Annotated in this window: 20 protein-coding genes, 2 tRNA genes and 1 pseudogene; 15 read left to right on the top strand and 8 right to left on the bottom strand. The window is 70.1% G+C overall.

From position 1 onward, the window contains the following. Positions 1 to 153: 153 nt before the first annotated feature. The gene (locus ACFHVL_RS28205; protein WP_416631514.1) at positions 154 to 393 is read right to left on the bottom strand and encodes a DUF397 domain-containing protein; all 240 of its coding nucleotides are present in this window, start codon (positions 391 to 393) and stop codon (positions 154 to 156) included. Positions 394 to 707: 314 nt separating this feature from the next. On the opposite strand from ACFHVL_RS28205, the gene ACFHVL_RS28200 reads away from it, so the two are divergent. From ACFHVL_RS28200 to ACFHVL_RS28190, 3 genes are all read left to right on the top strand, one after another. After that, on the top strand, positions 708 to 968 hold the full coding sequence (locus ACFHVL_RS28200) for a hypothetical protein (RefSeq protein WP_416631513.1): 261 nt from the start codon (positions 708 to 710) through the stop codon (positions 966 to 968). 314 nt (positions 969 to 1,282) lie between these two features. After that, on the top strand, positions 1,283 to 2,338 hold the full coding sequence (locus ACFHVL_RS28195; protein WP_416631512.1) for a hypothetical protein: 1,056 nt from the start codon (positions 1,283 to 1,285) through the stop codon (positions 2,336 to 2,338). Then, positions 2,335 to 3,504: a 4-hydroxybenzoate 3-monooxygenase gene (locus ACFHVL_RS28190; RefSeq protein ID WP_416631511.1), complete on the top strand. Its 1,170-nt coding sequence runs from the start codon at positions 2,335 to 2,337 to the stop codon at positions 3,502 to 3,504. The genes ACFHVL_RS28195 and ACFHVL_RS28190 overlap by 4 nt, the downstream gene beginning before the upstream one ends. Before the next feature lie 38 nt (positions 3,505 to 3,542). Here ACFHVL_RS28190 and ACFHVL_RS28185 read toward each other — a convergent pair whose 3' ends face one another. Beyond that, positions 3,543 to 4,496, bottom strand: a complete 954-nt coding sequence (locus ACFHVL_RS28185) for a 50S ribosomal protein L11 methyltransferase (RefSeq protein ID WP_416631510.1) — start codon at positions 4,494 to 4,496, stop codon at positions 3,543 to 3,545. Positions 4,497 to 4,594: 98 nt separating this feature from the next. On the opposite strand from ACFHVL_RS28185, the gene ACFHVL_RS28180 reads away from it, so the two are divergent. From ACFHVL_RS28180 to ACFHVL_RS28160, 5 genes are read left to right on the top strand one after another with little or no spacing between them, the layout of a single operon-like run. Next, complete coding sequence (locus ACFHVL_RS28180) at positions 4,595 to 5,764, top strand: nucleotide disphospho-sugar-binding domain-containing protein (protein ID WP_416631509.1); 1,170 nt, start codon at positions 4,595 to 4,597, stop codon at positions 5,762 to 5,764. Positions 5,765 to 5,771: 7 nt separating this feature from the next. Further along, on the top strand, positions 5,772 to 7,430 hold the full coding sequence (locus ACFHVL_RS28175) for an FAD-dependent oxidoreductase (RefSeq protein WP_416631508.1): 1,659 nt from the start codon (positions 5,772 to 5,774) through the stop codon (positions 7,428 to 7,430). Further along, entirely contained in the window at positions 7,427 to 8,890 is a 1,464-nt protein-coding gene (locus ACFHVL_RS28170; protein ID WP_416631506.1) for an ATP-binding protein, read from the top strand. Before ACFHVL_RS28175 ends, ACFHVL_RS28170 begins: the two co-directional genes overlap by 4 nt. Positions 8,891 to 8,905: 15 nt before the next feature. Further along, positions 8,906 to 9,385, top strand: a complete 480-nt coding sequence (locus ACFHVL_RS28165; RefSeq protein ID WP_326550081.1) for an NUDIX domain-containing protein — start codon at positions 8,906 to 8,908, stop codon at positions 9,383 to 9,385. Next, a complete protein-coding gene (locus ACFHVL_RS28160) occupies positions 9,336 to 10,226 on the top strand; it encodes a DNA adenine methylase (RefSeq protein ID WP_416631505.1) in 891 nt (296 codons plus the stop codon). Before ACFHVL_RS28165 ends, ACFHVL_RS28160 begins: the two co-directional genes overlap by 50 nt. 31 nt (positions 10,227 to 10,257) lie before the next feature. On the opposite strand, the gene ACFHVL_RS28155 is transcribed toward ACFHVL_RS28160, so the two are convergent. Beyond that, on the bottom strand, positions 10,258 to 11,136 hold the full coding sequence (locus ACFHVL_RS28155) for an SDR family oxidoreductase (protein ID WP_416631504.1): 879 nt from the start codon (positions 11,134 to 11,136) through the stop codon (positions 10,258 to 10,260). 173 nt (positions 11,137 to 11,309) lie between these two features. Between ACFHVL_RS28155 and ACFHVL_RS28150 the strand changes: the two genes are divergently transcribed. Next, positions 11,310 to 11,738 (top strand): winged helix-turn-helix transcriptional regulator, encoded by a 429-nt coding sequence (locus ACFHVL_RS28150; RefSeq protein ID WP_416631503.1) that lies wholly within the window; start codon positions 11,310 to 11,312, stop codon positions 11,736 to 11,738. Positions 11,739 to 11,827: 89 nt separating this feature from the next. On the opposite strand, the gene ACFHVL_RS28145 is transcribed toward ACFHVL_RS28150, so the two are convergent. Continuing rightward, the gene (locus tag ACFHVL_RS28145; RefSeq protein ID WP_416631502.1) at positions 11,828 to 12,592 is read right to left on the bottom strand and encodes a DUF5995 family protein; all 765 of its coding nucleotides are present in this window, start codon (positions 12,590 to 12,592) and stop codon (positions 11,828 to 11,830) included. Between the two features lie 281 nt (positions 12,593 to 12,873). Continuing rightward, entirely contained in the window at positions 12,874 to 15,981 is a 3,108-nt protein-coding gene (locus ACFHVL_RS28140) for a helix-turn-helix transcriptional regulator (protein WP_416631500.1), read from the bottom strand. A 156-nt stretch (positions 15,982 to 16,137) separates the two neighbouring features. Between ACFHVL_RS28140 and ACFHVL_RS28135 the strand changes: the two are divergent. After that, positions 16,138 to 16,716 (top strand): annotated as a pseudogene (locus ACFHVL_RS28135) (adenylate/guanylate cyclase domain-containing protein); the annotation flags it as partial. Positions 16,717 to 16,938: 222 nt separating this feature from the next. Here the strand turns inward: ACFHVL_RS28135 and ACFHVL_RS28130 are convergent. Further along, a complete protein-coding gene (locus ACFHVL_RS28130; RefSeq protein WP_416631499.1) occupies positions 16,939 to 17,610 on the bottom strand; it encodes a S1 family peptidase in 672 nt (223 codons plus the stop codon). Between the two features lie 221 nt (positions 17,611 to 17,831). On the opposite strand from ACFHVL_RS28130, the gene ACFHVL_RS28125 reads away from it, so the two are divergent. The 4 genes from ACFHVL_RS28125 (at position 17,832) to ACFHVL_RS28110 (ending at position 19,725) form a co-directional block, all read left to right on the top strand. Further along, entirely contained in the window at positions 17,832 to 17,981 is a 150-nt protein-coding gene (locus tag ACFHVL_RS28125) for a hypothetical protein (RefSeq protein WP_416631497.1), read from the top strand. Positions 17,982 to 18,134: 153 nt separating this feature from the next. Continuing rightward, positions 18,135 to 19,436, top strand: coding sequence for a multidrug effflux MFS transporter (locus tag ACFHVL_RS28120; RefSeq protein WP_416631495.1), 1,302 nt, complete (start codon positions 18,135 to 18,137; stop codon positions 19,434 to 19,436). A gap of 90 nt (positions 19,437 to 19,526) precedes the next feature. Continuing rightward, a tRNA-Ser gene (locus ACFHVL_RS28115) sits at positions 19,527 to 19,617 on the top strand. A gap of 35 nt (positions 19,618 to 19,652) precedes the next feature. After that, a tRNA-Arg gene (locus ACFHVL_RS28110) sits at positions 19,653 to 19,725 on the top strand. 118 nt (positions 19,726 to 19,843) lie between these two features. Here ACFHVL_RS28110 and ACFHVL_RS28105 read toward each other — a convergent pair. Further along, the gene (locus tag ACFHVL_RS28105; protein ID WP_416631493.1) at positions 19,844 to 21,022 is read right to left on the bottom strand and encodes a tyrosine-type recombinase/integrase; all 1,179 of its coding nucleotides are present in this window, start codon (positions 21,020 to 21,022) and stop codon (positions 19,844 to 19,846) included. 644 nt (positions 21,023 to 21,666) lie between these two features. Here ACFHVL_RS28105 and ACFHVL_RS28100 point away from each other — a divergent pair. Continuing rightward, positions 21,667 to 22,632 (top strand): hypothetical protein, encoded by a 966-nt coding sequence (locus tag ACFHVL_RS28100; protein WP_416592150.1) that lies wholly within the window; start codon positions 21,667 to 21,669, stop codon positions 22,630 to 22,632. Positions 22,633 to 22,963: 331 nt separating this feature from the next. Here ACFHVL_RS28100 and ACFHVL_RS28095 read toward each other — a convergent pair whose 3' ends face one another. Then, entirely contained in the window at positions 22,964 to 24,142 is a 1,179-nt protein-coding gene (locus ACFHVL_RS28095; protein ID WP_416631491.1) for a site-specific integrase, read from the bottom strand. Between the last annotated feature and the right edge of the window lie 363 nt (positions 24,143 to 24,505).

Genomic DNA, 24,505 nt, shown 5'->3' with positions numbered 1-24,505 from the left:
AGCTGCGACAACCAGCCTGCCGCATTGGCCCTGGCCGCATAACCCCCGAAGGATTTACGACCTGGACCACTAAGGTATCTCGGCCTGGTTCCGGCGGCTGGACACCGGCGGCGCCCGAGGGTCCACGCGAGATCCGCCCTCGGTCGGTCGGTGCTAGCTGATCAGGTTGTCGAAGTCACCGTCACGAGCGCCGAGAATGAACGCCTCGATCTCCGTACTCGTGTAGATCAACGCCGGACCGTCCGGATCGCGCGAGTTGCGCAGGGCGATACCGGCCCCACCGGGCAGCCGGGCGAGTTCGACACAGTTGCCACTGGGATTGCTTCGCCCACTCTTCTGCCAGTCGAGAGCCGGCAACTCGGTGCCAGAAGTGCCACCACTTGATTTACGCACTTTCTCCTCCAAACCGGACATGCCTGGCGATAGACGGCCTGCCCACGGTCGGCCGCGCCTCATCGCGGGACGGTTCGAATGCACGTGCACCTGCTCTTGCGCCTGCAAGGTATAGCGAGCATGATAGCGCACGTGAAGTTGTATCCGGCGGTTCACTCATCGTGATGGAAAATCGGGCAAAAGTTCCTGTAGGCACCAAAAGCGCAGGTGCCTGGGCGAGTGAAGATGCACGCAGAGTGATAGATCTGCCGCTTCGTTCACTACCCGGTGACCCGTCCGACGACACCGCGCACCGAGCCAGGAGGGCGATGAGCATGCCAGCTCCCATCCTCAAACCCAGTCAACGCGACCCGAGGGACGTCTACCCGACCGACCGTTACCAACCCGCCGACCCCGTGTGGGTGTACCGGGGCGGCACCTGGTGCGCCGGAGTGGTCGAGACAGCGTCCGCCGGAGCCGCGACCGTGACCTACCGCCCCAGCGGCTCGCGAGGGACCGGGGTGGACACCATCACCGCCTCGTACGTGCTTCCCCGTGCAGAAGCCGACCCGATGTTGGACCACGCGTACCACTGAGCCACCAGGTCCGAGCGATCCACCCTGGCCGACGACCCAACCGACCGGGGCGGTGGAGCCGCGGCCGACCCGGCCAGCCGTCCTGACCGGTGACTCGGTGCCAGGCCACCGCCCCGGCACCGGATTCATCCACTGTGACCTGCACAAAGGTCGCCACACGCAAAGCGAACAACTACACAGGGATTGACAGTAGTCACAGCAGCCGAGAGAATTTGCGGCGAATGCGGCTCACCACCGGCACGGTGAATTGTCAGTCCGTCGGCACGGTGACGCGAAACCTCCCCTGCCCGGACAGCCATCAGAAGGGCCGCCCTGTGTCTAATGGCGCGCTACTGCTGCCATATCCGCACCTGCTGCCAGCGAGTCAAGGCCAACTCCGGCAGGCGATCGCCGACAGCGGCCAAAGCCGCATAGGCGAGCAGATTCACCACCCGGAGATCGACGACTTCGCTGCTCAGCGCGCCCCACACGGCGACCCCGCCGAGACCGACTACCAGGAGCACGACCGATACTTCCAGATACGCCGAACCCTCCGTACCCCTGGAAGGGCGTTCCTGTCCGCCCTGGTAATCGCACAAAACGCAGTCGCCGAGAATGCGCGGAAGAATGACCTCGACGTCATCGGAGACGCCGATTTACCACAACTGCGTACGGGATTCGAGAGCCTGCTCCGCTACGCCGGTCCAGCGAGCCCGCCCGCAGCCGGCAGCACGCCGGCCCAGCCGGCACCACCATCGGCCCAGCGGCCGGGCCGAAGCGCCGGCGACCAGGCCCGTGCGGCGACGGCCACCGCGGCCGCCGAACGCTGGCTGGTCGGCCACCAACTCTTCTTCGTCCTCGTGCAGGGGACCATCACCGGGCTCAACTGTTTTCTCGGCGCCAGCGCCGCCGGCGACGAGTCCGACGCCCGCGCCGCGTTGCGGGTGGCCGCCGCGTTCATGCGTAGCTCCGCGGCGGCGTTCCGGTTCGCCTCGGACTTCGCCCCGGTCGACTACGAGCAGCTGATCCGCCCCGCGATGGCACCTCCCGCCGTCCGGGCCGGATTCAGCGGACTGCAGACCCGCGACCACGCGTACCTCATGGGTCTGTTCGCGGAGGTACGCCTGATGCGCGCCAAGATCGGAGCCGCCCGGCTGGGCGAGGCGTTCGAGGAGTTCGTCGAGGCGACGATCGCCGCGTACGAAGCACACCAACTCATCTGTGCCCGGTTCGGTGGTGACGTACTGCCCAGTCTGCGGATGGCGGCCCGCTCCGGCGGCCGTAGCGCCGCGCCGGGGGTGCAGGCGGTGCGGCAGCTGATGCGGGCCCGGCTGTTCGCCCTCGACGATACGAGCCGGGACGCCACCCGCGACGGCGGTGGGCGGCGATGACTCACCGTACCCAGGTCGGCATCATCGGTGCCGGACCGGCCGGGATGCTGCTGGCCGTGCTGCTACGCCGGGCCGCCGTCGACTGTGTGGTGCTGGAACGGCGCGACCACGAGTACGTCGCCAACCGGGCCCGGGGCGCGACGGTCGAGCACCGGGTGGTGGAGATGCTGCGCCGGCACGGCCTGGCCGGCAACCTGCTCGGCCGGGGCGCGGTCGAGAACGCGGTCGAGTTCCGGTTGGGCGGGCGGCGCTACCCGGTCCACTACGAACCGCTCGCCGCCGGACGCAGTCACTACATCTATCCCCAGCAGTACCTGGTGCGGGACCTGGTCGACGCGTACCTCGCCATCGGCGGGGACCTCCGCTTCGAAACCGCGGTCACCGCGGTCGACGACCTCACCGGGCAGCCGCTGATCCGGCTCGCCGACAGCAGCGAGCTGCGCTGCGACGTGGTCGCCGGCTGCGACGGCGAGTACGGGGTCGCCCGCGGCGCCATCCCGGCGGCGGCGCTGCACTGCACCGACTACCAGTACGGCTACGCGTGGCTGTCGGTGCTCGCCGAAGCCCCGCCGTCGAACGACTGCGTGATCAACGCCCTGCACGAGTCGGGTGCCTGCGTACACGTACGGCGGACGCCGACAGTGAGCCGGTTCTACCTGCAGTGCGGGCGGACGGAGACCCGGGCGGACTGGCCGGACGAGCGGATCTGGAAGGAGATCGGCATCCGGCTCGCCCTGGACGAGCCGTGGACGTTGCACACCGGACCGATCACCGCCACCGGCACTGTCCGGATGCGCAGCCTGGTCTGCGACCCGATGCGGTACGGATCGTTGTTCCTCGCCGGGGACGCCGCGCACATCGTTGCGCCGGTGGGTGGCAAGGGCTTCAACCTCGCCCTCGCCGACGCCGAGGAGCTGGCGTTGGGGCTGATCGACCGGTTCACCACCGGCGACCATCGGCGGGCGGACGCATACTCCGACACCAGGCTGGCCCGGATCTGGCGGGCCCAGGAGTTCGTGCACTGGATGATGGACCTGGTCAACACCCCTGGCTACGGTACGGCGACCGCGCCGTTCCTGCACCGGGTGCAGGCGGCCCGGCTGGCCCGGCTGATGGACTCGCCGGAGTACCTGGCCGCCTTCCTGACCGACTACGTCGGGTGGTGACGCGACCTCGACCACGCCCGGTGGTGACGCGGAGCCCGCTACGTCGGCTGACGACCGAGGATGTTCGTCGCCCGCCACCGGGCCCCGGTGACCAACGTCAACTCCTGGCCGGCGGTCACCAACTCCGGGCTGGCCAGCGGACTGTACGACTCGCTGGTCCACAGCGGTGCGCCGGCGTACCGCAGCTGCTGGGTCCAGATCACGCCGGTGAGCCGCCCCGCGGTCGTGGTGGTGAGGCGTACCTGGTCGGGAAGGCCGGCGAAGGTCGGCACCTGATAGTCCAGGGTGGTCCACTCGTCGGTCGCGGTGAGCAACCGGACGTCGGAGCGGGGGAACCGCAGCGCACCGGACCGGGTGGGCGAGCGCCAGGCGGCCGCGGTCGCCTTGGCCGGTCGGGCGGCACGCATCGCGATCCCGTCACCCACCGCGTCGGTCAGCGGTTGGAAATCCCAGCCGTACGCGCCGCGCAGCGTCTCGACCGACTGCGCCAGATCGGTCGACTCGGTCGGCAGATCCCAGTCGAGCCGTTCGCAACCGGTCGCCAGGTAGCGCACCTCGCCGGGGACCACCTGGCAGTCGGCGGTGCCGAGCCGGCGGCGCAGGTCGACGACGAGCCGGGACCGATCCTCGTCGATCAGCGGATTGTTGGTGTGGATCATCGCGATCAGGACGTCGAATCGGCCGCCGAGATCGTCGGGGTCGAGGTCGATCAGATCCGACTCGACGAAGGCGATCCGGCCGGCGAAGCCGTTGTGCTCGGCGATCCGTTCGGCCATGCCGACGTGGTGCCGGTCGACCGCGACCACCTCGGCCGCCCCGCAATCAGCTGCGACCATGGCCAGCAGGCCGCTGCCGGTGCCCGCGTCGAGCACCCGGTCGCCGGGCCGGACCGCGCTGCGGACCGCCCGTTGGACGTTGTGCCCACGGTCGATGCTGAGCAGCAGTCTCAGGTGCAGCTCCGGAGTGAACGGGATGTCCGTCGGCCGAGCCATCAGTGATCCCCGCTCCTCATCCAGATTTCCGGAATATCTCATTGATCATGATAAGTTAGCTTCTGTCTACTAAGGTGTCAATCGCGAGAAGGGTGCCGATGCGCGTACTCGTCACCAGCCCGCCCGGGGCCGGCCATCTTTTCCCCACCGTCCCGTTGGCCTGGGCGCTGCGCGCGGCCGGGCACGAGGTGCTGGTCGGCACCGCCGCCGAAGGGCTGACCGGCGCCGCCGACGCCGGACTGCCGGCGGTCGACGTCGCTCCCGGCGCACCGATCGGTGCGGCCTTCGGCGCCGGCAGCGGCAGCCCCGCCGAGCTGGCCGACCGGATGCGCCGCCGCGGTCAGGCGATCGCCGCCGCCGGCTCCCGCGCCGACCCGCTGCTGCTGGAACTCTTCGGCCGGGTCTCCGACCTGATGGCCGACGGCACCGTGGCGCTCGCCCGATGGTGGCGGCCGGACCTGGTGGTGCACTCGCGGCTGCACCCCGCCGGGCTGCTCGCCGCGCGCGCGGTGCGGGTGCCGGCCGTCGAACACGGCTTCAACCTGGTACGCGAGGAGCAGCTCGCCGCCCGGTTCCTGCCCTACCTGGCGGCGGCGGCCACCCGCAACGGCGTACCGCTGGAGCTGCCCGAGCGGGTGGTCCTGCACCTGGCACCGGCCGAGCTGATGGTCGGCGACGGCGACGGCTGGCCGATGCGTTACCTGCCGTACAACGCCGGTGGCACCCTGCCGGACTGGCTACGGCAGCCGGCGACCCGCCCCCGGGTGCTGATCACCCTCGGCACGGTGGTGCCGGCGTTGGCCGGCCTCGCCGGACTGCGTCACACGATCGACGCCGCCGGGCACACCGACGCCGACTTCGTACTCGCCGTCGGCGCGGCGGCGGACCCGACGGTACTCGGTCCGCTGCCCCGCAACGTGCGCCCGGCAGGCTGGCTACCGCTACGCCAGGCGCTCGCCGGCTGCACCGCCGTGGTGCACCACGGTGGATCCGGGACGATGATGACCGCCCTCGGTGCCGGCGTACCGCAGCTGGTCCTGCCGCACGGCGCCGACCAGTTCGGCAACGCCGACCTGGTGGTGCGCCACCGGCTCGGGATGCACTGCGACCCGGCCGGGGTGACCTCGCGGACCCTCGCCGAGCTGCTCTCCGGCGGGCCGGCCACCGACGGGGTGTCGGCGGCCGCCACGTTGATGGCGGCCCTGCCGCCGCCCGCCGAGATCGCCGCCCGGTTGGCCACCGTCGGCACGCTGGCGGAAGTGCTTTGATTGGTCGGTGACCAACCCGGCGATCCTCACCGTCGACGACGACCCCAATGTCTCCCGGGCCGTCGCCCGCGACGTCCGCCGCCGCTACGGCGACCGCTACCGGGTCGTCCGGGCCGCCTCCGGCGCGGAGGCGCTGACCGCCCTGCGGGAGCTGAAGTTGCGTGGCGAGCAGGTGGCGCTGCTGCTGGCCGACTACCGGATGCCGGAGATGAACGGCATCGAGTTCCTCGAAGCCGCGATGGACCTCTATCCGCAGGCCCGCCGGGTGCTGCTCACCGCGTACGCCGACACCGACGCCGCCATCGACGCGATCAACGTCGTCGACCTGGACCACTACCTGCTCAAACCCTGGCATCCGCCGGAGGAGAAGCTCTACCCGGTCTGCGACGCGCTGCTCGAGTCGTGGCAGCGCACGCCGGCCGCCGGCACGGACGAGCTGCGGGTCGTCGGCCACCGCTGGTCGGCGCCGTCGTTCGAGGTACGCGACTTCCTGGCCCGCAACCTGGTGCCGTACCGGTGGCTACTCGCCGACGACGCCGAGGGGCAGCAGTTGCTGACCGCCGCAGGTGCCGGACCGGCCGACATCCCGGTGGTGGTCTGCCCCGGCGGGGCGGTACTGCGCAACCCCGCCCGGGCCGAGTTGGCCGCCCGGGTCGGCCTGCACACCACCGCGGCGCAGGAGTTCTACGACCTGGTCGTGGTCGGGGCCGGTCCGGCGGGGCTCGGTGCCGCCGTGTACGGCGCCTCCGAGGGCCTGCGGACCGTGCTCATCGAACGGCGGGCCACCGGTGGGCAGGCCGGGCAGAGCAGCCGGATCGAGAACTACCTCGGTTTCCCGGACGGCGTCTCCGGTGCCCAACTGACCGACCGGGCCCGCCGGCAGGCGTTGAGGTTCGGCACCGAGCTGCTGACCACCCGCGACGCGGTGGGGCTGAGCACGGTCGGCGCGACCCGGCTGCTGCACTTCGCCGACGGCGGCACCATCGCCGGACACACCGTCGTGCTCGCGACCGGGGTGGCGTACCGGCAGCTCGACGCCCCCGGGTTGGCCGACCTCACCGGCCGTGGAGTCTTCTACGGTTCGGCGGCGACCGAGGCGCCGAACTGCCACGGTCAGGAGGTCTACATCGTCGGCGGGGCGAACTCCGCCGGGCAGGCCGCGGTCTACTTCTCCCGGCACGCCGACCGGGTACACCTGCTGGTCCGTGGCGCCGACCTGACCGGTTCCATGTCGCGGTACCTGATCGACCAGATCGAGGGGATCGACGCGATCGTGGTGCACCCGCACACCTCGGTCGTCGCCGGGGCCGGCGACGACCATCTGCGACGGCTCACCTTGCGGGACACCCGGACCGGCGACACCCGGGACGTCGACACGTCGTGGTTGTTCATCTTCATCGGGGCCGAGCCGCGCACCGACTGGCTCGACGGGACCCTGGTCCGCGACGACCGTGGCTTCGTCGTGACCGGACCCGACCTCACCGCGGGTGGTCGGCGACCACCGGGCTGGTCGTTGCCCCGGGATCCGTACCTGCTGGAGTCCAGCGTGCCCGGTGTGTTCGCCGCCGGCGACGTACGCGCCGACTCGGTGAAACGGGTCGCCTCCGCCGTGGGCGAGGGCGCCCTGGTGGTCACGTTGGCGCACCGCTACCTGGCGGCGCAGTGACCGGCCCGGCGGCGACGCCCGGTGCCGACGGTGACGCCGGGCCGGCCGGCGACCGGCTCGACGCCGACGGGCTGCGTGGCCTGTTCCTGTTCGAGTCGCTCACCGACGACCAGTTGGCCGAGATCACCCGGCTGGGTGAGGTCCGGCGGTGGGCGGCCGGGTCGGTCATCTACGCCGAGGGCGACCCGGCGGAGTCCTTCTTCGTGCTGCTCGACGGCGCGATCACGCTGTCGCGCCGGGTCCGGGGCGCGAACGTCGAGGTCGCCCGCAGCGATCACCGTGGCGCGTACGCCGGGGCGACCCAGGCGTACGCCGGCGACCGGATGGAGCAGGTGTACCCGAACACCATGCGGGCACTGGCCGACGTGGCGCTGCTGGCGTTGCCGGCACCCGAGTTCGCCGCCGCGATCCGCCAGTGGTTCCCGATGGCGATGCACCTGCTGGACGGGCTTTTCGTGGCGATGCGCACGACGCAGACGGTGGTCGGCGAGCGCGAACGGTTGATCGCACTCGGCTCGCTCACCGCCGGGTTGACCCATGAGTTGAACAACCCGGCCGCGGCCGCCGTCCGGGCCTCCGCCGTGCTGCGGGAACGGATCGCCGGCATGCGGCACAAGCTGGCCGCGGTCGCCGACGGCCGGATCGACGGTGCGCAGCTGCGCCGGCTGGTCGATCTGCAGGAGGCGGCGGTGCAGCGGGCGGCGACCGCGCCGCGCCGCTCCCCGCTGGAGATCAGCGACGCCGAGGACGAGCTGGTCGACTGGCTGGACGAGCACGGCGTACCGGATGGTTGGGAGCTGACCGCCACGCTGGTGGCCGGCGGTTTCGACCCGGCCGGGCTGGACGAGGTGGCCGGGGCGGTCGCCGCGTCCGACCTGGCGGCCACGGCCCGCTGGATGGCGTACACCGTCGAGACCGAGCTGCTGCTCGGCGAGATCGACGACGCGCTGGCCCGGATCTGCGGGCTGGTCGGGGCGGCCAAGCAGTATTCGCAGCTGGACCGGGCCCCGCACCAGACGGTGGACGTGCACGACCTGCTCGACGCCACCCTCGCGATGTTCACCGGCAAGGTACCAGCCGGCGTACGGGTGGTACGCGAGTACGACCGGACGGTGCCGCTGGTGCCGGCGTACCCGGCGGAGCTGAACCAGGTCTGGACCAACCTGATCGACAACGCACTGGCCGCGATGGGGCCGGTCGGGACGTTGACGGTCCGTACCGGGCAGGCCGACGGGTGTCTGTCGGTGGAGATCGCCGACACCGGCCCGGGTATCCCGCCGGAGGTGCGGCCACGGATCTTCGAGCCGTTCTTCACCACCAAGCCGATCGGCGAGGGCACCGGGCTCGGGCTGGACATCTCGTACCGGATCGTGGTGAAGAAACACGGCGGCGACATTCGGGTGGAATCGGCACCGGGGTCGACCAGCTTCCGCGTGCTGCTCCCGCTGACCGACGGCTGACGGCACACTGGGTGGGTGAGCGACGTCGCTGCGATACTGCTGGTCGACCCGGCCGGTGCCCTGCTGCTGCAACTGCGTGATGGCCGGGCTCCCAGCCATCCGCACACCTGGTGTGTGCCGGGCGGGCACTGCGAGCCGGGTGAGACACCGGAGCAGGCGGCGCTGCGTGAGTTGCTGGAGGAGACCGGTCTACGAGCCGAACACGGGCTGCGGCTGTTCTGCCGTCGGGAGCTGGCGCCGGACCGTACGGCGCACTATTTTTTCGGTTCCACCCGGGCCCGGCAACGCGACGTGCTGCTCGGCGAGGGCGATGCCATGGTGTTCCTGCGGCCCGAGGAGATCACCGACGGCCGGCCGCTGGCGCCCGGCTCGGCCGCGCTGATCGCCGAGTTCCTCGCCTCGCCGCAGTACGCCTGGGGGGTCAGCGCCGCGTATGATCCGGCCCATGATCCGGACCGACGCCAGGTCCGCGCGCTCCACCAGGCCGGAGGGTAGGTCGTTTCTCAAGTGGGCGGGCGGCAAGACGCGGTACGCGGCGACGATCGTCGCGGCGGCGCCGCCGTTCACCGGTACGTACCGGGAGCCGTTCCTGGGAAGTGGTGCGGTCTTCTTCGAGCTCGCGCCGGCGCGGGCGGTGCTCAGTGACACCAATCCGGAGCTGATCGTCTGCTTCGAACTGGTCGCCCGGGATCCGGACGCGGTGATGCGGCTGCTCGACGAGCAGCCGAACATTGCCGAGCACTTCGCGGCGATGCGTCGGCGGTCGCCGGCCGACTGCTCCGATCTGGAGCGCGCGGTGCGGGTGATCTACCTGAACAAGACCGCGTTCCGAGGGCTCTGGCGGGTGAACCGGCGGGGCGAGTTCAACACCCCGTACGGCGCCTACGACCGGCCGTACTACAACCGGCAGGTGCTGCTGGACGCGGCGCGGGCGTTGGCCGTCGCCGAGCTGCGGGTGGTGGACTTCGTCGAGCAGCTGGACCAGGCTGCGCCCGGCGACTGGGTCTACCTGGATCCGCCGTACGTGCCGTTGGGCGGCTGGGCCGATTTCAAGCGTTACACCGCCGAGCAGTTCGGGGCGCCGGACCACGTGCGGCTGCGCGACGCGATGCGCCGCGCCGCGGGCCGGGGAGTCTGGGTGACGTCGACCAACAGCGACACCCCGTTCGTCCACGAGCTGTACGGCGCGGACTTCTCGATCGCCCGGATGGCGACCCGCCGCGACATCAACCTGCAGTCGGCGAAGCGGGGCAGCTGGGATCTGCTGATCACCAACTACGAGTTGCCGAGGGTGGTGGGGCCGGTGCCGCTCGACGGTCCGGCCCCACCCTGGTAGGCCACCAGCCAGCTGGCCGGCGGCGCCTTCGTCAGCTGGCCGGCAGCGCCGCGATCGCGGTGCGCAGGGCGGCGCCGAGCGAGGTGGTGGGCCGGCCGATCAGCCGGCTCAGGTCGCCGCTGTCGGTGGTCAGCTCGCCTCGGGAGATGCCGACGTCGGAGGCGGCCAGCATCTGCGCGAAGAGCTCGGGCACGCCGGCGTCGGTGAGTGCCTTGGCGTACACATCGGCCGGCAGGTCCTGGTAGCCGACCTGGCGCCCGCTGACGGCGGTGATCTCGGCTGCCAGTTCGGTGAGGGTGAACGGCTGGTCGCCGCCGAGTTCGTAGACGGAGCCGGGTTTGCCGGTCGCCGGGTCGGTCAGTACGGCGGCAGCGGCGGCGGCGAAGTCGGCCCGGGCGGCGGCGGCGACCCGGCCCTCACCGGCGGAGCCGATGACCGCGCCGGAGGCGAGTGCCTGCGCCAGTCCCATCTCGGTGTAGTTCTCCAGGTACCAGCCGTTGCGCAACAGGACGAACGGCAGGCCGCTGGCGCGGATCAGCTCCTCGGTGGGCAGGTGCTCGGCGGCAAGCGGGACGCTGGTGGTGTCCGCCTTCAGCAGGCTGGTGTAGGCGATCAGGTCGACACCGGCGGCCTGGGCCGCGTCGATCACGTTGCGGTGCTGCGGTAGGCGCTTACCCACCTCGCTGCCGGAGACGAGCAGCAGCTTGCGGGTGCCGGCCAGGGCGGCACCGAGGGTTTCCGGCCGGTCGTAGTCGCCGGTGCGGACCTGGACACCCTGGGCCGCGAGGTCGGCGACCTTCTCGGGGGTACGGACGACGGCCACGATCTGCTCCGCCGGCACGCCCCGGTCGAGCAGGTCGGCGACGACGAGCCGGCCGAGGTGGCCGGCGGCTCCGGTAACAGTGATCATTTTTCAGCTCCGGTGTAGTTCGGACAGGTGTTCCGAGCTGGCGAGGCCGCGGGTGTCGTCCCCGGCCCGACCATTCGGACGCTCACCACTAGAGTGCACTAACTTTTCGGAAGTGCAAGCGTTGAGTGAGTGCGGTCACGGTGCCGACGCGGCAGCTGGGTTAACCTTGACCCATGGCCAGCCGGTCCACGACCACGTCACCCGCCGATTGCCACCCGCCCGCCGAGGACGACCCCCTTGCGGCGCTGGTCGCCGACGTGTTCGCCCGCGCCTGCCCCTCCCGGATCACGCTAGAGCACGTAGCCGGCAAATGGGGCATGCTTGCTCTCGCAGCGTTGCTCGACGGCAACTACCGGTTCAACGCGCTCCGCCGCCGGGTGGACGGAATCAGCGAGAAGATGCTCGCCCAGACCCTGCAGGCGCTGGAGCGCGACGGCATGGTCCTGCGCGACGTCCAGGCGACCATTCCACCCCGCGTCGAGTACAGCCTCACCCCGCTCGGACACGCCGTTGCCACGAAACTGCGCGAGCTGATCGAGTTGGTGGAGACCGAGATGCCGGCCGTGCTCGCGGCACGCGCCCGCTTCGACGCACCGACCTGACGCCAGCAACCCGACCAGACTCGGCCAGACTCGGCCAGCCGCGCAGGGACTCCGGCGGGAGCCGGGACGGAACTACGGCAGGAGCTCGGTTACTGCAGGAGGTTGCCGACCGGGGAGAGCAGCGCCCAACCCAGGAAGGCGGTGTGCCGGTCCAGCCGCAGTCGCTCGCTCTCCAGAGCCGCCAGGTCGTCCCGCAACGGCCACATCCGGGCCGCGTCCCGCCAGGCGACGTCCCTGGTGAACTCGACCAACCGGTTCTGGTACCAGTCGTCGACCTTGCCGTTGAGCCGGTCGATGCAGATCTGCCAGTTGCTCAGATAGCTGCGCCGAAGCTCCGGGATCCGGTCGAAGAAGATCTCGTTGATGTGCAGGTAGTCACGGTGCTGAGCCTCGCTCTCCGGCCCCGACCCGAGCTTGCCCCAGGTGTTCAGCAACGCGAACGGCAGGTCGTAGTTGATGTGCGCGTTCACTCCGGCGGCGGCCGACGGCAACGACCGTACGCTCTCGTCGCGCAGCCGGCGGAACAGCACCTGCCAGGCCACCGGGGTCTCCGTCCGGTTCCCCCAGCAGCGCAGTGCCTCGAAGTAGCGTTCGGCGAACTCGATGTCCAGCATGGTGAGAAACTCCCCATCGACGAACGCGCCCTCGGCCAGCTGCTCGTCGATGGTCTTCGTGATCACCCAGTAGAGGCGGTTGAAGTCGGCGACCGGGTTCTCCCGGTCGTTCGGCGTCGCGGCCTCCAACAGCACCTGGAGTGCTGCTAGGTCCTCCACCACGCCAGCCACAGTGCTAGGTCGATGGCCGAGGATGTCGATGATCTGCTCGTGCACATGACCCCAGCGAAGTTCTGGCACCGGACACCTCCAGTCTACAGTGAACCCTGGCTCCCACCCGCCAGCACCGCGCGTGCGCTGGCGGGTCCGTGCGCGACTGCACCGACCGCATCGTGGGAATTGTCGGTACCCACAGTGGCAGGAGCTGCCAAGTCCGAGGTATCCCCCGCAACGACGGGTGTCCACGACCGAACCCGCTGCCCGCCGGTGGGCGAACCTCCGAGGTACGGCGTCGACTGGCCGGGCCGGTCGGGCCGGTCGGTGTCCGACCCGAACCGGACTGGCAGGCTTCCAGTCGGATTTCAGGCACGCGGCTGATTGCGCATGAACACTCTGGTCGCCTGGACCCTCGTCTTGACCTGCAACTTGTTCAGGATGTTCGACACGTGCACGCCTACCGTGCGTTCGCTGATGAACAGCACCTCGGCGGTTGCCCGGTTGGTCCGCCCCTCCGCCACCAACTCGAGCACCTGGCGCTCCCGATCGGTCAGCACCGCCAACTCGTCGGACCTGCTGGGCGGCGGGGACAGTACCCGGCTGGTCCGCGCGGTCACCGACGAACGGCCGGCCCGTTCGTTGCCCAGCACCCGGGCGACCCGTTCACCGACGGTCGGCGGGCTGGTCAGGCCGGCCCGCAGGGTCACCGGCTCCTGGCTGTCCACCTCGGGCATCGACTCGGGTTCACCGGCGCTGAGCGTGATTCGGGCCCGATGCGCCAGGCCCTGGATCTCCTCGGTGAAGGGGCGTGCCCCGAGCCGGCGGGCGGTACGGTACGCCGACTGCAACGCCCGGGTCGCGTCGGCGTTGCGGGTGCGGATCGCGTACAACGCCTCGGCCTGTCGCAGCCGGGCGTACGCCGCCGGATAGGGATGGTTGCGCCGCTCCCACACCTGCGCCGCACGGTCCCACAACACCGGGTCCGAGGCACCGTCGATCCGACTGATCTCCGCCGCGCACAGCTCCCGGTAGCCGATCACCGCGTCCCGCACCGGGGCCGCAGTGTCGGTGGTGCTGCTGCGTTCCATCCGTTCGACCACCGCGACCAGCCGTTGTACTGCCTGCGGACAGGCCGGCACACCAGCCGACCGGGCCTCGGCCTCGGCCCGTAGTCCGTGCCAGACCAGCGGCGCCTGCAACCAGACGTCGTCGGAGCGGCTCTGCGCCAGGTCGATTCCCTGCTGGACGGCCTCCCGGGCCTCCTGATGGTGTCCCCGCCACATCGCCAGCCCGGCCCGCAGGGTCAGCAGCGGCAGCATGTACCGGACCCCGCCATCGGCGGCGAGCAGGGTCTCGATCGCCTCCAGGTCGTCCTCGGCGCCGTCGAGGTGGCCGAACCCGACATGGATCCGGCACCGCGCCAGCAACAGTTCGACCGCCTCGGCGCCGGACGGACGGTGCCGCAACGCGGCGGCCAGCACCTCTTCGGCCTCGGCCCACCGGCCCAGCCGGAACAACCCGTTGGCCGCCACCGCCAACAGCCGGGTGCCGAACGTACGGACCAACCCGACCCGCTCGGCCCGCTCGGCGCCCTGGCGGGCCACCGCGACGCCTTCCTCCAGCTCGTTCAGCGGCCCGCTGAGCAGCTCGGCGAGCTGCAGGTCCGCCACTGCCACATCCTGCGGGCCGCCGGCCGTCTCGGCGGTACGCCGGGCCTGCCGGACCGCCTCCTTGCCAGCTTCCGGATCGTTGAGGTACGCCTGGCTGTAGCCGAGAGTCACCCCGGCCAGCACCATCGCCGACGCGCAGTCGGGCACCTCGGCCGCCAGATCGAGGGCCTCCCTGGCCCGCCGACCGGCGTCGGCGTACCGGCACAGCTGCAGGAGCAGATCCGCCGAGTGCGCGGCGGCGGCCACCCGTTCGCCCGGTGCCACATCACTGGCGGCCAGGGTCCGGTCGTACTCCCGCTCGGCGTCGGCGAGCTGACCGACCGCCGTCAGGTAGCGGGCCCGCAGCGTGTAGAGCCAGGACGGCGGCGGGCCGAACAGGTTCGTGGCCAACTGCTCCAGCAGCGCCAGCGCGCGCTCGTGCTCGCCACTGCGGTGGGCCGCCTCGGCCGCGCGCCGACCGAGCGCGGTCACGTCGAACTCCGTCAACCACGCCGGCGGGACCTGGTTGGCCAGGTCGACGGCGCTGGCCCAGTGCTCGAACGCCTCCGCGAAACCGTACAGCCGCTCGGCCTCCTCGGCCGCCGCGACGACCGCCGGCAACGCCCTGGTCGTCTCGCCCGCCTCGCGCCAGTGGTACGCCAACCGGGCATGCTGCAGGTCGCCGAGCGGCTCGGCGGCCAGTGCCTCGGCGTAGCGCCGGTGTAGCCGCACCCGCTCGCCGGGCAGCAGCCGCGGCTCCAGCACCTCCTTGATCAACGGGTACCGGAAGCGGTAGCCGTCCGCCTCGGACAGCAGCACCCGCTGGCCGACCGCGTCGCGTACCGCCCGCAGCAGCCGATCCTCGGCCAGCTGCACCACCCGGGCGAGCAGGTCGTGCGCGACCGGTTCCACCCCGGCGGCCACCGCGTGCGACACCAGCTGGGCGTCGGCCGGCAACCCGTCGACGTGGGCGAGCGTGATCTCCCGCAGCGTCTCGGACAGCCCGTCGCGGCCGTCCCGGGCGTCGCGGGCAAGCTCCTCGGCGACGAACGGGACACCGCCGCTGCGCCGCCAGACCGAGTCGATCAGGTCGGAGTCGGGTTGCCGCTCGATCAGTTCCGCGACCAGGTCGGCGGTCTCGGACCGATCGAGTGGACCCAGCTCCAGAACGTGCACCGCCCCGGACCGCGACCGCGACCGACGGAGTTCCAGCAGCATCCGACGGATCGGATCGTCACCCTGCAGGGTCTCGGTCCGGGCCGCACCGAGCAGCAGCAGTCGTACGTCACTCAGGCCGGCGAGCAGGTAGAGCAGCAGATGCCGGGTGGTCAGGTCGGCCCATTGCAGGTCGTCGACGGCCAGGACGAGGGTCCGGCCGGCGGCGACGACGCCCAGTCCGCGCGAGATCCGTTCCAGCAGGGCCCCGGCGCCGTCGTGGTCGCTGGCCTCGCCGTCGAGGACCGAGATCAGGTCCCGGACGGCTGTGCCCGCGACGACGCCGCCCCGGCCGGCCTGCGGGTGGTAGCGCCGCAGCGCCTGGCGCAACGGGTGCAATGGGGATGAGTCCCCAATGTCCAGACATGCACCAGACAGCACCAGGGCACCGGCCGTGCGTAGCCGGTCGCTGGCCGCACTGAGCAGCCGAGTCTTGCCGATGCCGCTCTCGCCCATGACGAAGACAGCGGCCGTGTCGCCTCGTTCAACCCTCCGTAGTGCCCCATGCAACACCTGTAGCTGAGGGCGACGCCCAACGAAGGGCACTTCGTCCGAACCCCAGGCCAACGAGCCACCTTCGCGTGACTGTGTCAATCCGATCACCGACATAAAGGGTGGGAGTATCTGACATACGTCGTTCTACAGATCCTAGGGCTGCCCCGTGCTGGGACCGTTTCAGCCATCCGTTCCATACGTAGGTCCACACGGACCAGATCAGGTCCACCCGGAGCGGATCGGAGCACCACCACAGCGCAGGAGGCGATCATGAAGACGCTCCGCCGTAACCCCGGGCACCGCACCGAACCCACCGCCAGCAGAATCTGCCCCGGCTGCGCGGCCCCAAGTCGATCGACCCACCGCTACTGTGCCGGCTGCGGACTGTCACTTGTACCACCAACCGGCTGGACCGAACCGACCGTGCGGACCCAACGACGTACCGTCACCGTCCTCTTCGTCGACATGGTGGGCTTCACCAAGCTGGCCAGCCGGCTGACCCCGGAAGCCGTCCGACAGGTGCAGCTGCGCTACTTCCACGCCGTCCGCTCCGTGATCCGCCGACACAGCGGGGTGGTGGAGAAGTACATCGGCGACGCGGTCATGGCGGTCTTCGGGGCCGGTTCCGACTGCCCTGACGCCTCCCGGGCGGCCTACCGGGCGGTGCAGGCGGCAGTGGAACTGCCCGACGCGGTACGCGACGCCGAGTTCCCCGACGACGCGCGGGTGCGGGTCCGGGTCGGGGTGGCCACCGGCGTCGCCGCGGTCGACATCGATGGCGTGGTCGACGGCGGCGTCGGGTTCCTCACCGGCGATGTGATCAACATCGCCGCCCGGCTACAGGCGCACGCCGCACCCGGCGACGTCGCCATCGCCGCCACGACCTGCCAGGCTGCCCGCGCCACCCAGCCGCACCGCGCACCACGCACCACACTCGCCTTCCGCCCACAACCACCGATGTGGCTGAACGGGCGGGACGAGCCGGTACAAGTCTGGCAACCGGTACGCGGGGTGCCACTCGGCACCCCGCACCCGGATCGGACGGCACCGGCCGCCTCGATCGACACCAGCTCAGACGCCAGCCACCGAGGTGATCCAGCTCCGGCTGGCCGCAACCGAGGCATAGTTCTGGTACGTCGAACCGTTACCGGTCGAGCAGACGCCGACCTGCTGCCCGTTGTAGAACTGCGGACCACCGGAGTCACCCCGCCAGGCGACCCCGTTCACCCCGGTGCTGCGGATCGCCGGACCGAAGTAGGCGTCGGTCGCGTTGTTCGTCGTGGTCCGCACCGACGCGGTCTTCAGCTGCGGCGACGCGTCGCAGTTGGTGCAGGTACGGCCCCACCCAAAGATCGTGTTCGTCGAACCGACCGGCGGGTTGCTGGACGCCAGCGTGACGTAGGTCGTGGAGACCGCCGAGCTCAGGTAGAGCAGGCCCAGGTCGTAGCGGCTCTGCGTGGCGCTGACCGTACGGGTCGTCCCACCGGAGGACCGGTAGACACTACCCACCCGTACCGACATCGTGCCGCCCAGACAGTGCCGGGCGGTCAGCACCCAACGCGGTGCGATGATCGAACCGGAGCAGGCGAACGAGCCGTTCTGGAAAACGGCAGCCGCCCACGGCGCCGAAGAAACCGTACTGCCGCCGATGATCTCCTGCGGAGCGGCCGCGGCGGCGGATGGGCTGACGAACGCGCCAACAAGAGCTGTAGCGACGACCGCCATCGTGAGTCGGATACGCAAGACTGGCTCCTTACCGAGGGAGTGAAACCAAAATTGCGGGCAGAGCGGACCGGTGGCCCGCGACAGTCCCTGTCACGGGACGCGCCGCCCAGCAGCACCGGGTCCGGCGCCGGCGGCGCCTCGGTGCGACCAGAGGCTATGCGCAGGTCGGTTTGCCAGACAAGAGTCGAAGACAATTATTTCTGATAGCGTCGGACGAATATCCAAAGAACATCGAAAATATGATGTTCACAATATGCATTGTCAGTAGCCACCGAGCGAGCGGCACCCGCCGCGCGGCCCAGCGGTTCGGCGCCACGGCCCGGCTACGGCAGGCCACCCGGTCATGGCGGGTGCACCTCGGCGGTGAACCGGAGGCCGTACGGCTGTGACGCGCCACACCGTTGGCCGGAACGGGAATGCCGTACGCCGGCCAAAGCTTGTGCGGTTGGCTGCGCAGCAGTGCCGCAGCACTTCGTGACCCCACGGGCCGACCCGCCCACCCTGTCGCGCGCCAGCGGCGCGCGCCCTCCGGAAGAGGAACGATGACAGCCCTCGCCCAACGGCCCGAGGCGCCGGCGACCGCCAGCGTGCCGGAGCCGACTCCCGGCGATCTGTTCACCTCGTGGCAACGGATCCGACTGATCCTGGTGCTCGGCACCCTCATCGCGGTCGGACCACTGACCATCGACATGTACCTGCCGGCGCTGCCGGCAATCGGCGGGGACCTGCAGACCACCGCGGCCGGGGTGCAACTGACGCTGACCGGCACCCTCGTCGGCCTGGCGGTCGGCCAACTGATCATCGGTCCGCTGTCCGACGTCCTGGGGCGCCGGCGGCCCCTGCTCGCCGGAATGACGCTCCACGTCCTCGCGTCGATACTGTGTGTCATCGCACCGAACATCGCCGTTCTCGGCGGGCTGCGGGTCATCCAGGGATTCGGCGCGGCGGCCGCGTCGGTGATCGCGATGGCGGTCGTCCGTGACCTGTTCGACGGCATCGCCTTCGCCCGAATCCTGTCCCGGCTGCTGCTGGTGATGGGAGTCGCACCAGTGCTCGCGCCGACGCTCGGCAGCGCGCTGCTCAACTGGACCCAGTGGCGTGGCGTGTTCGCCGCGCTGGCCGTACTCGGCGTCGCGCTGATAGTGGTGACCGCCTTCGGACTCGGCGAGACCCTCCCGCCACACCGGCGGCGTCCGGCCCGGCTGCTGGACACCCTCCGGGTGTACGGCGGACTGTTGCGGGACCGCACCTTCATCGGACTCGTGCTGGTCGCCGGATTCGCGATGGCAGCCCTCTTCGCGTACGTCGCAGGCTCCTCATTCGTGCTGCAGGAGCAGTACGGGCTCAACGAGCAGGAGTTCGGCATCGCGTTCGGTGCCGGAGCGGTCGGGATGATCACCGCCACCCAGCTCAACGTACGGCTGCTTCGCCACTACTCCCCGCAGCAGATCCTGCTGACGTCCCTGGTCGCCGCGTCGCTCTGCGGGCTCGTCCTCCTCAGCTTCGCCGCCACCAACATCGGCGGACTCCCCGGCGTCCTGATCCCGCTGTGGGCGGTGCTCGCCGCCACCGGGTTCGCGCTGCCGAACGCCCCGGCCCTGGCCCTGGCCGGCCAAGGGGACGCCGCCGGCACCGCAGCGGCCCTGCTCGGCGCGGTGCAGTTCGGCGTTGGTGCACTGGCCGCCCCGGTCGTCGGACTACTCGGCAACGGCAGCACCGCGATGGCTGCGGTGATCACCGGTGGCATGCTGATCGCGGTCGTCGTACTCCTGCTCGTCGTACGGCCGGGCCGGCTTCCGGCGCTGGATCGCGAAGGACGCTCGCCGGGCACGTCGTTACGCTGACGCCGCGGTAGACAGCGCGCCCGGGGCGCTTTGCCCCGGGCCTGCGCCGACCTGTATCCTCGATCGGCGGTGGTCTGCAGCGGCCACCGGGGAGACTTCGCCTAGTCTGGTCTATGGCGCCGCACTGCTAATGCGGTTGGGGTCTTAAAGCCCCTCCCGGGTTCGAATCCCGGAGTCTCCGCGCTTCGGCAAGGTGTGTATGCTTGCCAGGCACCTGCGCCCGTAGCTCAACGGATAGAGCATCTGACTACGGATCAGAAGGTTAGGGGTTCGAGTCCCTTCGGGCGCGCAAGATCAACAAGGGCCTGACCTGCGGAAACGCAGATCAGACCCTGTTGCTATTGATGGAGTGTGGACGTTCGTTGCCACACCTGTGTCACGTCTGCGCCATCACTCTCTGTAGTTACTCAGTGATCATCATGGCCTTGACCTGGAGTTCGGCGGTCCTCCGGCTGGTCCGGCTCCGCTGAGCCTCCTGGTTTTTTCGCCGTCTTGGCGGCCTTGCGGGCGGCGCGCCCGATGGCAGCGCGGCGTTCCCGGGCTGCATTTCGGACGAGTTCAGCGGTGGCTGCGGCGGCCTGATGTTGGGCTGCTGGTAGCACGCTGGTGTACACGTCTGCGGTGGTGTCGATCCGCGAGTGGCCGAGTTGGGCTTGGATGGTTTTGAGATCCGCGCCGGAGTTGTGGGCGAGGGACGCGGCGCCGTGCCGCAGGTCGTGTAGCCGGATGGGTGGCAGGGTGGATTTCTGGACCAGAGTTGGGAACCGTTGGGTGAAGTAGCCGGGGTGGTAGGGCTGGCCGTCGGGTCGGGTGAAGACGTAGCCGGTGTCGCGGTAGGCCTGCCGGGCTTCGATCCGTCGGGCGGCCTGCTGCTGTTGTTGCCGGCGGTGGTGGGCCAGGGCGGTGGCGGTGGCCTCGTCGAGAGCGACGACCCGCTGCCCTGACGCGCTCTTGGGTGGCCCCTCGTAGACGCGGTGTCCGGCGGAGGTCCGCTGCTGGTGGATGGTCAACTCGTTGGCGTCAAGGTTGATGTCGGACCAACGCAGGCCGGCGACCTCGCCCCTGCGGAGCCCGCGCAGGCCGATCAGGCGCCAGAGGGCGTGGAGCGGATCGTTGGCGGTGAAGTCGAGGAACGCGGCGAGTTGGGGTGCCGTCCAGACCGAGACCGCCGGCCGGATGCCGGTTTCCTGCCAGGCCGCGACGTTTTCGTCGGTCCAGATGTGCGCCCGGGTCTGGGCCGGGTTGGGCAGTTCGACGCGACGTGCGGGGTTGTCGGTGAGCAGGTCTTCCCGGATCGCCGCGTTGAGGGCGGCTCGGAGCGTGGCACGGACGTGTCTCAGTGTCGATGCCGAGTGGGGCCGGTCGTACTTGTTGCGTTGCCGCGCGATGGCACGGAACACCGCGTTGAGCTGGCTGGAGGTCAGCTCCGACAGGAGCGTCCGTCCGACGTGCGGGATGAGGAACCGTTCGATGTCGCGGGCGTAGAGCAGCTTGGTGGTCGGGCGCAGCCGTGTCCGGGTCTGGATCCAGTGCTCAAGCCACCGCGCCACCGTCCAGCTCTGCGCGGTACGGCGCTCCGATGACATCGCCAGCAGTTCGTCACGGGCGCGACGGGCCGCGGCCTGCGACGGGAACCCGCCCCGGCGAACCCGTTGCGGACGGCCGAGAATGTTGGTGGTGGAACAGTGGAAATACCAACTGCCGTGACCGCGATCCTTCAGCCGGGAACAATGACCGCCTCGGTTACCTCCTGTCACGTAGTCGGAGCATGCGCAACGCTTGAAGACGCGGCCTCTGGATTTCATGGCTCCCCGATCCGATGAAAGATTCCCGCCTATCTGGCATCCACTGGACCTGCGGGAATGTGGGTACTCGGGTGGCCAACGCCGCCGTGGCAACGCCTGTTCCCGACAGGAGTCACCCCGAGAGGCCGCTGGTGTCGGCGAGACAAACGAGAACACGGAGAGTTATGATTCGATTGGTTGGTGAATCACGCCATCATTCGATCATCACCAATCCCCAATCCCGGTTGTGGTGTTCCTGACGGCGCACCCGGGACTCGCACACGTCGGGATCGCGTGTATCGCGCGCCGGGGATGCGGTTACCGCAGGCGATGGTCTGTTGGCGTGTCGTAGTGGGTGCGGTGTTGGGCGGTGCGTAGCCTCCATCAACGGCGACTCGTTGCGGACGCGACCGCCTCGCCCCATCACCTGCCGGAGGAGAGCGCCAGTGAGGCAGACCAGCGAGCTTCCTGACCATGCGGCGTCGCCGGTGCCTTCCGAGATGACCGCCGAGGCCGTCGACGCCGTCCTTGCGGACCTTGCTGCGGTGGCCGACCGTCTCATCGAGGAATGGGCCGTGGCCCAGCGTGAAGTCGATGAACGCAACGACGACAACGAGCGCTGGCTTATCCAGACCGGGACGCCGGCCGGCTATCGAAGTTGCCCGAACCCGCGGCGGGCGCTGTCCTCGGTGCGCTTGGACCACGCCGTCCACCGCGCCCGCCTCCTACGACAGTCGAGTCGGGAAGTCGTCGCGTGGTGGGCGGACCTGGCAACCCATGCCGCGTTGTCCGCCGCGGCGGGTCAACCGGTCAACCCTGTGCGCGCTGCCGGTGCCGATCCCAGCGCCTATCTCATTGAGGAGGAGCTTCGCCACCTGCCGGGATGGTCCGACGAGGACAGGGCGTTGGCCGAGCTCGTCGCGCTGTTCACCGTCCCGCCCATGAATCCGGAAGCCACCGACATCTCCATGGACGCTGGCGAGTTCGCCGCCTGGGCGGGACCGATGGCGCAACGCTCCCCGTCGGGAGAGCTGATCGTGGATGACGAAACCTCGCCGGGTGCCCGCCTGCCGCGCATGTGGGGTGACACGTGGGCCGCCTACCAGATGCCGGCGCTGCCGCCTGCGGACAGACTCGCCGCAGCGTTCACCACCGCCGGTGTGCCGCCGACCGTTGTCGAGGCCGTCCGGGAAGCGACCAGGGCCGTCGACGACGCACTCGCCGCCGCGGTCCGGGTCGCCGAGCCGGAGGACGCCGACGCCCTCGCCGACGACCCGGAGGTGGTCGCGGAGGAAGAGGCGCTGTGGGACCACGTCGAGCGGTCAACGGAAATCCTGGCCGCACATGCCCGGACCCTGACCAACCACCTGCCCGCGATCCGCACGGCGGCTCAACACCGCGTCCGAACCTGACGGCCACCCGAACCAGGTAGCAGATCCGGGTGTAGGACACCGGCCCAGCGCGCCGTGCGCCCGAATCCGCTCGGACCTCAGACACACCCCGCAGTCTCCCCCGGCTCGGGAACAGCCCTAACTCCGTCACCGAATCGTCGGCGGTTTTCCGGATCCGCTCCTTGACCTAGGCTGCGGTCAACTCATCACTGCAGCTACCCGAGTCGCCGCTCGATCTTTGACTCTCCGGTGGACGCGACACCACGACGCCGTCATCCACTGCCTGGCCGTCAGAGGCCTTCGGGCCCGCTGCACGGGCTCCAGGCATGGCCCAGGTTTCGTGACCGGAGGCTCAGGGACGCGGCCTGCGATCCATCTGCTGCCTGACCTGCGCGCCCGGCCTGCCAGCCGCGAGGAGAAACGAGGCCGTGGCCTCGGCCGCCTCCCGCGCCGTCGTCGGCAGGACCGTGGTGTAAACGTCGGCGGTGAGGCGGATGTTCGCGTGCCCGAGCTGGTCCTGGACGGTCTTCAAATCCGCGCCCGCGGCATGCGCGAGCGTTGCGGCGCCGTGCCGCAGGTCATGCAGCCGGATCGGTGGAAGCCCTGCCCGGTCGACCAGGAACCGCAGACGCTGGGTGAGGTAACCGGGGTGCAGCGGCAGCCCGTCGGCACCGGTGAACACGTAGCCGCTCAGGTGGCACACCTTGCCCGCGCCGACACGGCTGGCGTGCCGTTCCCCCTGCCGGGCGTAGTGGCGCCTCAACACCTGCACGGTATGCGTGTCGAGAGCGACAGTGCGGCGACTGGCCGCGGACTTGGGCGGGCCCTCGTACACGTCGTACCCGGCCGTGGTCCGCTGCCGGACCACCGACAACTGCCCCTCGTGCAGGTCGACGTCGACCCACCGCAGCCCCGCCGCCTCGCCACGGCGCAGCCCACGCAGGGCGATCAGCCACCACAACGCGTACAGGGTGTCGTCGCGGACGTAGTCCAGGAAATCGGCGAGCTGCGCCGCCGTCCACACCGCCACCGCGGGGCGCGTGCCACTGACCCGCCATTCGGCGACCCTGGCCTCGGTCCACACCAGTGCCTGCGGCCGCTCCCTAGCGGGCAGTTCCACCCGGCAGGCCGGGTTGTCGACGATCAGCCCGTGGCGGACCGCGGCGTTCAGGGCCACCCGCAGAGTGCTGTGGATGTGCTGCAACGTGCACGCCGTCTGCGGCTGACCGACCCGGTTACGGGTAACGGCGATCCGCGCGAACGCCGCGTTGAGCTGCCGCGAGTTCAGGTCACCGAGCACCAGATGCCCGATGTGGGGGATCAGGAAGTTCTCGACATCGCGCGTGTAGTGCATCTTCGTCGTGGGCCGGATCCGTTTCCGGGCCGACAGCCAGTACCGCATCCACCGGGCGACCGTCCACGCCCGGCCTGCCTGTTCCTCCCGAGACAATGCCAGCAGGTCATCGCGCGCCTGACGGGCCGCCTCCTCGGACGGGAAACCACCCCGCCGGACGCGTTCGACCCGCCCCAACAGGTCTCTGGTCGAACAGTGGAAGTACCAACTCCCGTGCTCGCGCTCCGGCAGCCTCGAACACGCCCTACCCAGAGGACGCCCGGTTGCCGAACTCAGGCAACCACACCGCTTCACGACCACACCCCGACTCTTCATTCTCCGTCTCCCCTCCAACTGCTGATAGGCACACCCTGCCGCCGCGACACCAACTGGACATCCGATCTGGGAAACATTGAAGGAATATGACGAAATACTCCGGTATCGAACTATGCCTCGTGCAATATCTGGTCGGGCTCAGAGGCCTTGCTAACCTCAATCCGTCAGAGAGCGTTGATCCCTGCTGATCGTTCCGGCTTGGCCGTTTTGTCCGCCTGTGGCGGG

The organism is Micromonospora sp. LOL_023, assembly GCF_048060115.1.
In the GTDB taxonomy this organism is placed as follows: domain Bacteria; phylum Actinomycetota; class Actinomycetes; order Mycobacteriales; family Micromonosporaceae; genus Micromonospora_E.
The sequence above is the reverse complement of the archived record's forward strand: the minus strand, read 5'-3'. Positions and strand labels throughout refer to the sequence as shown.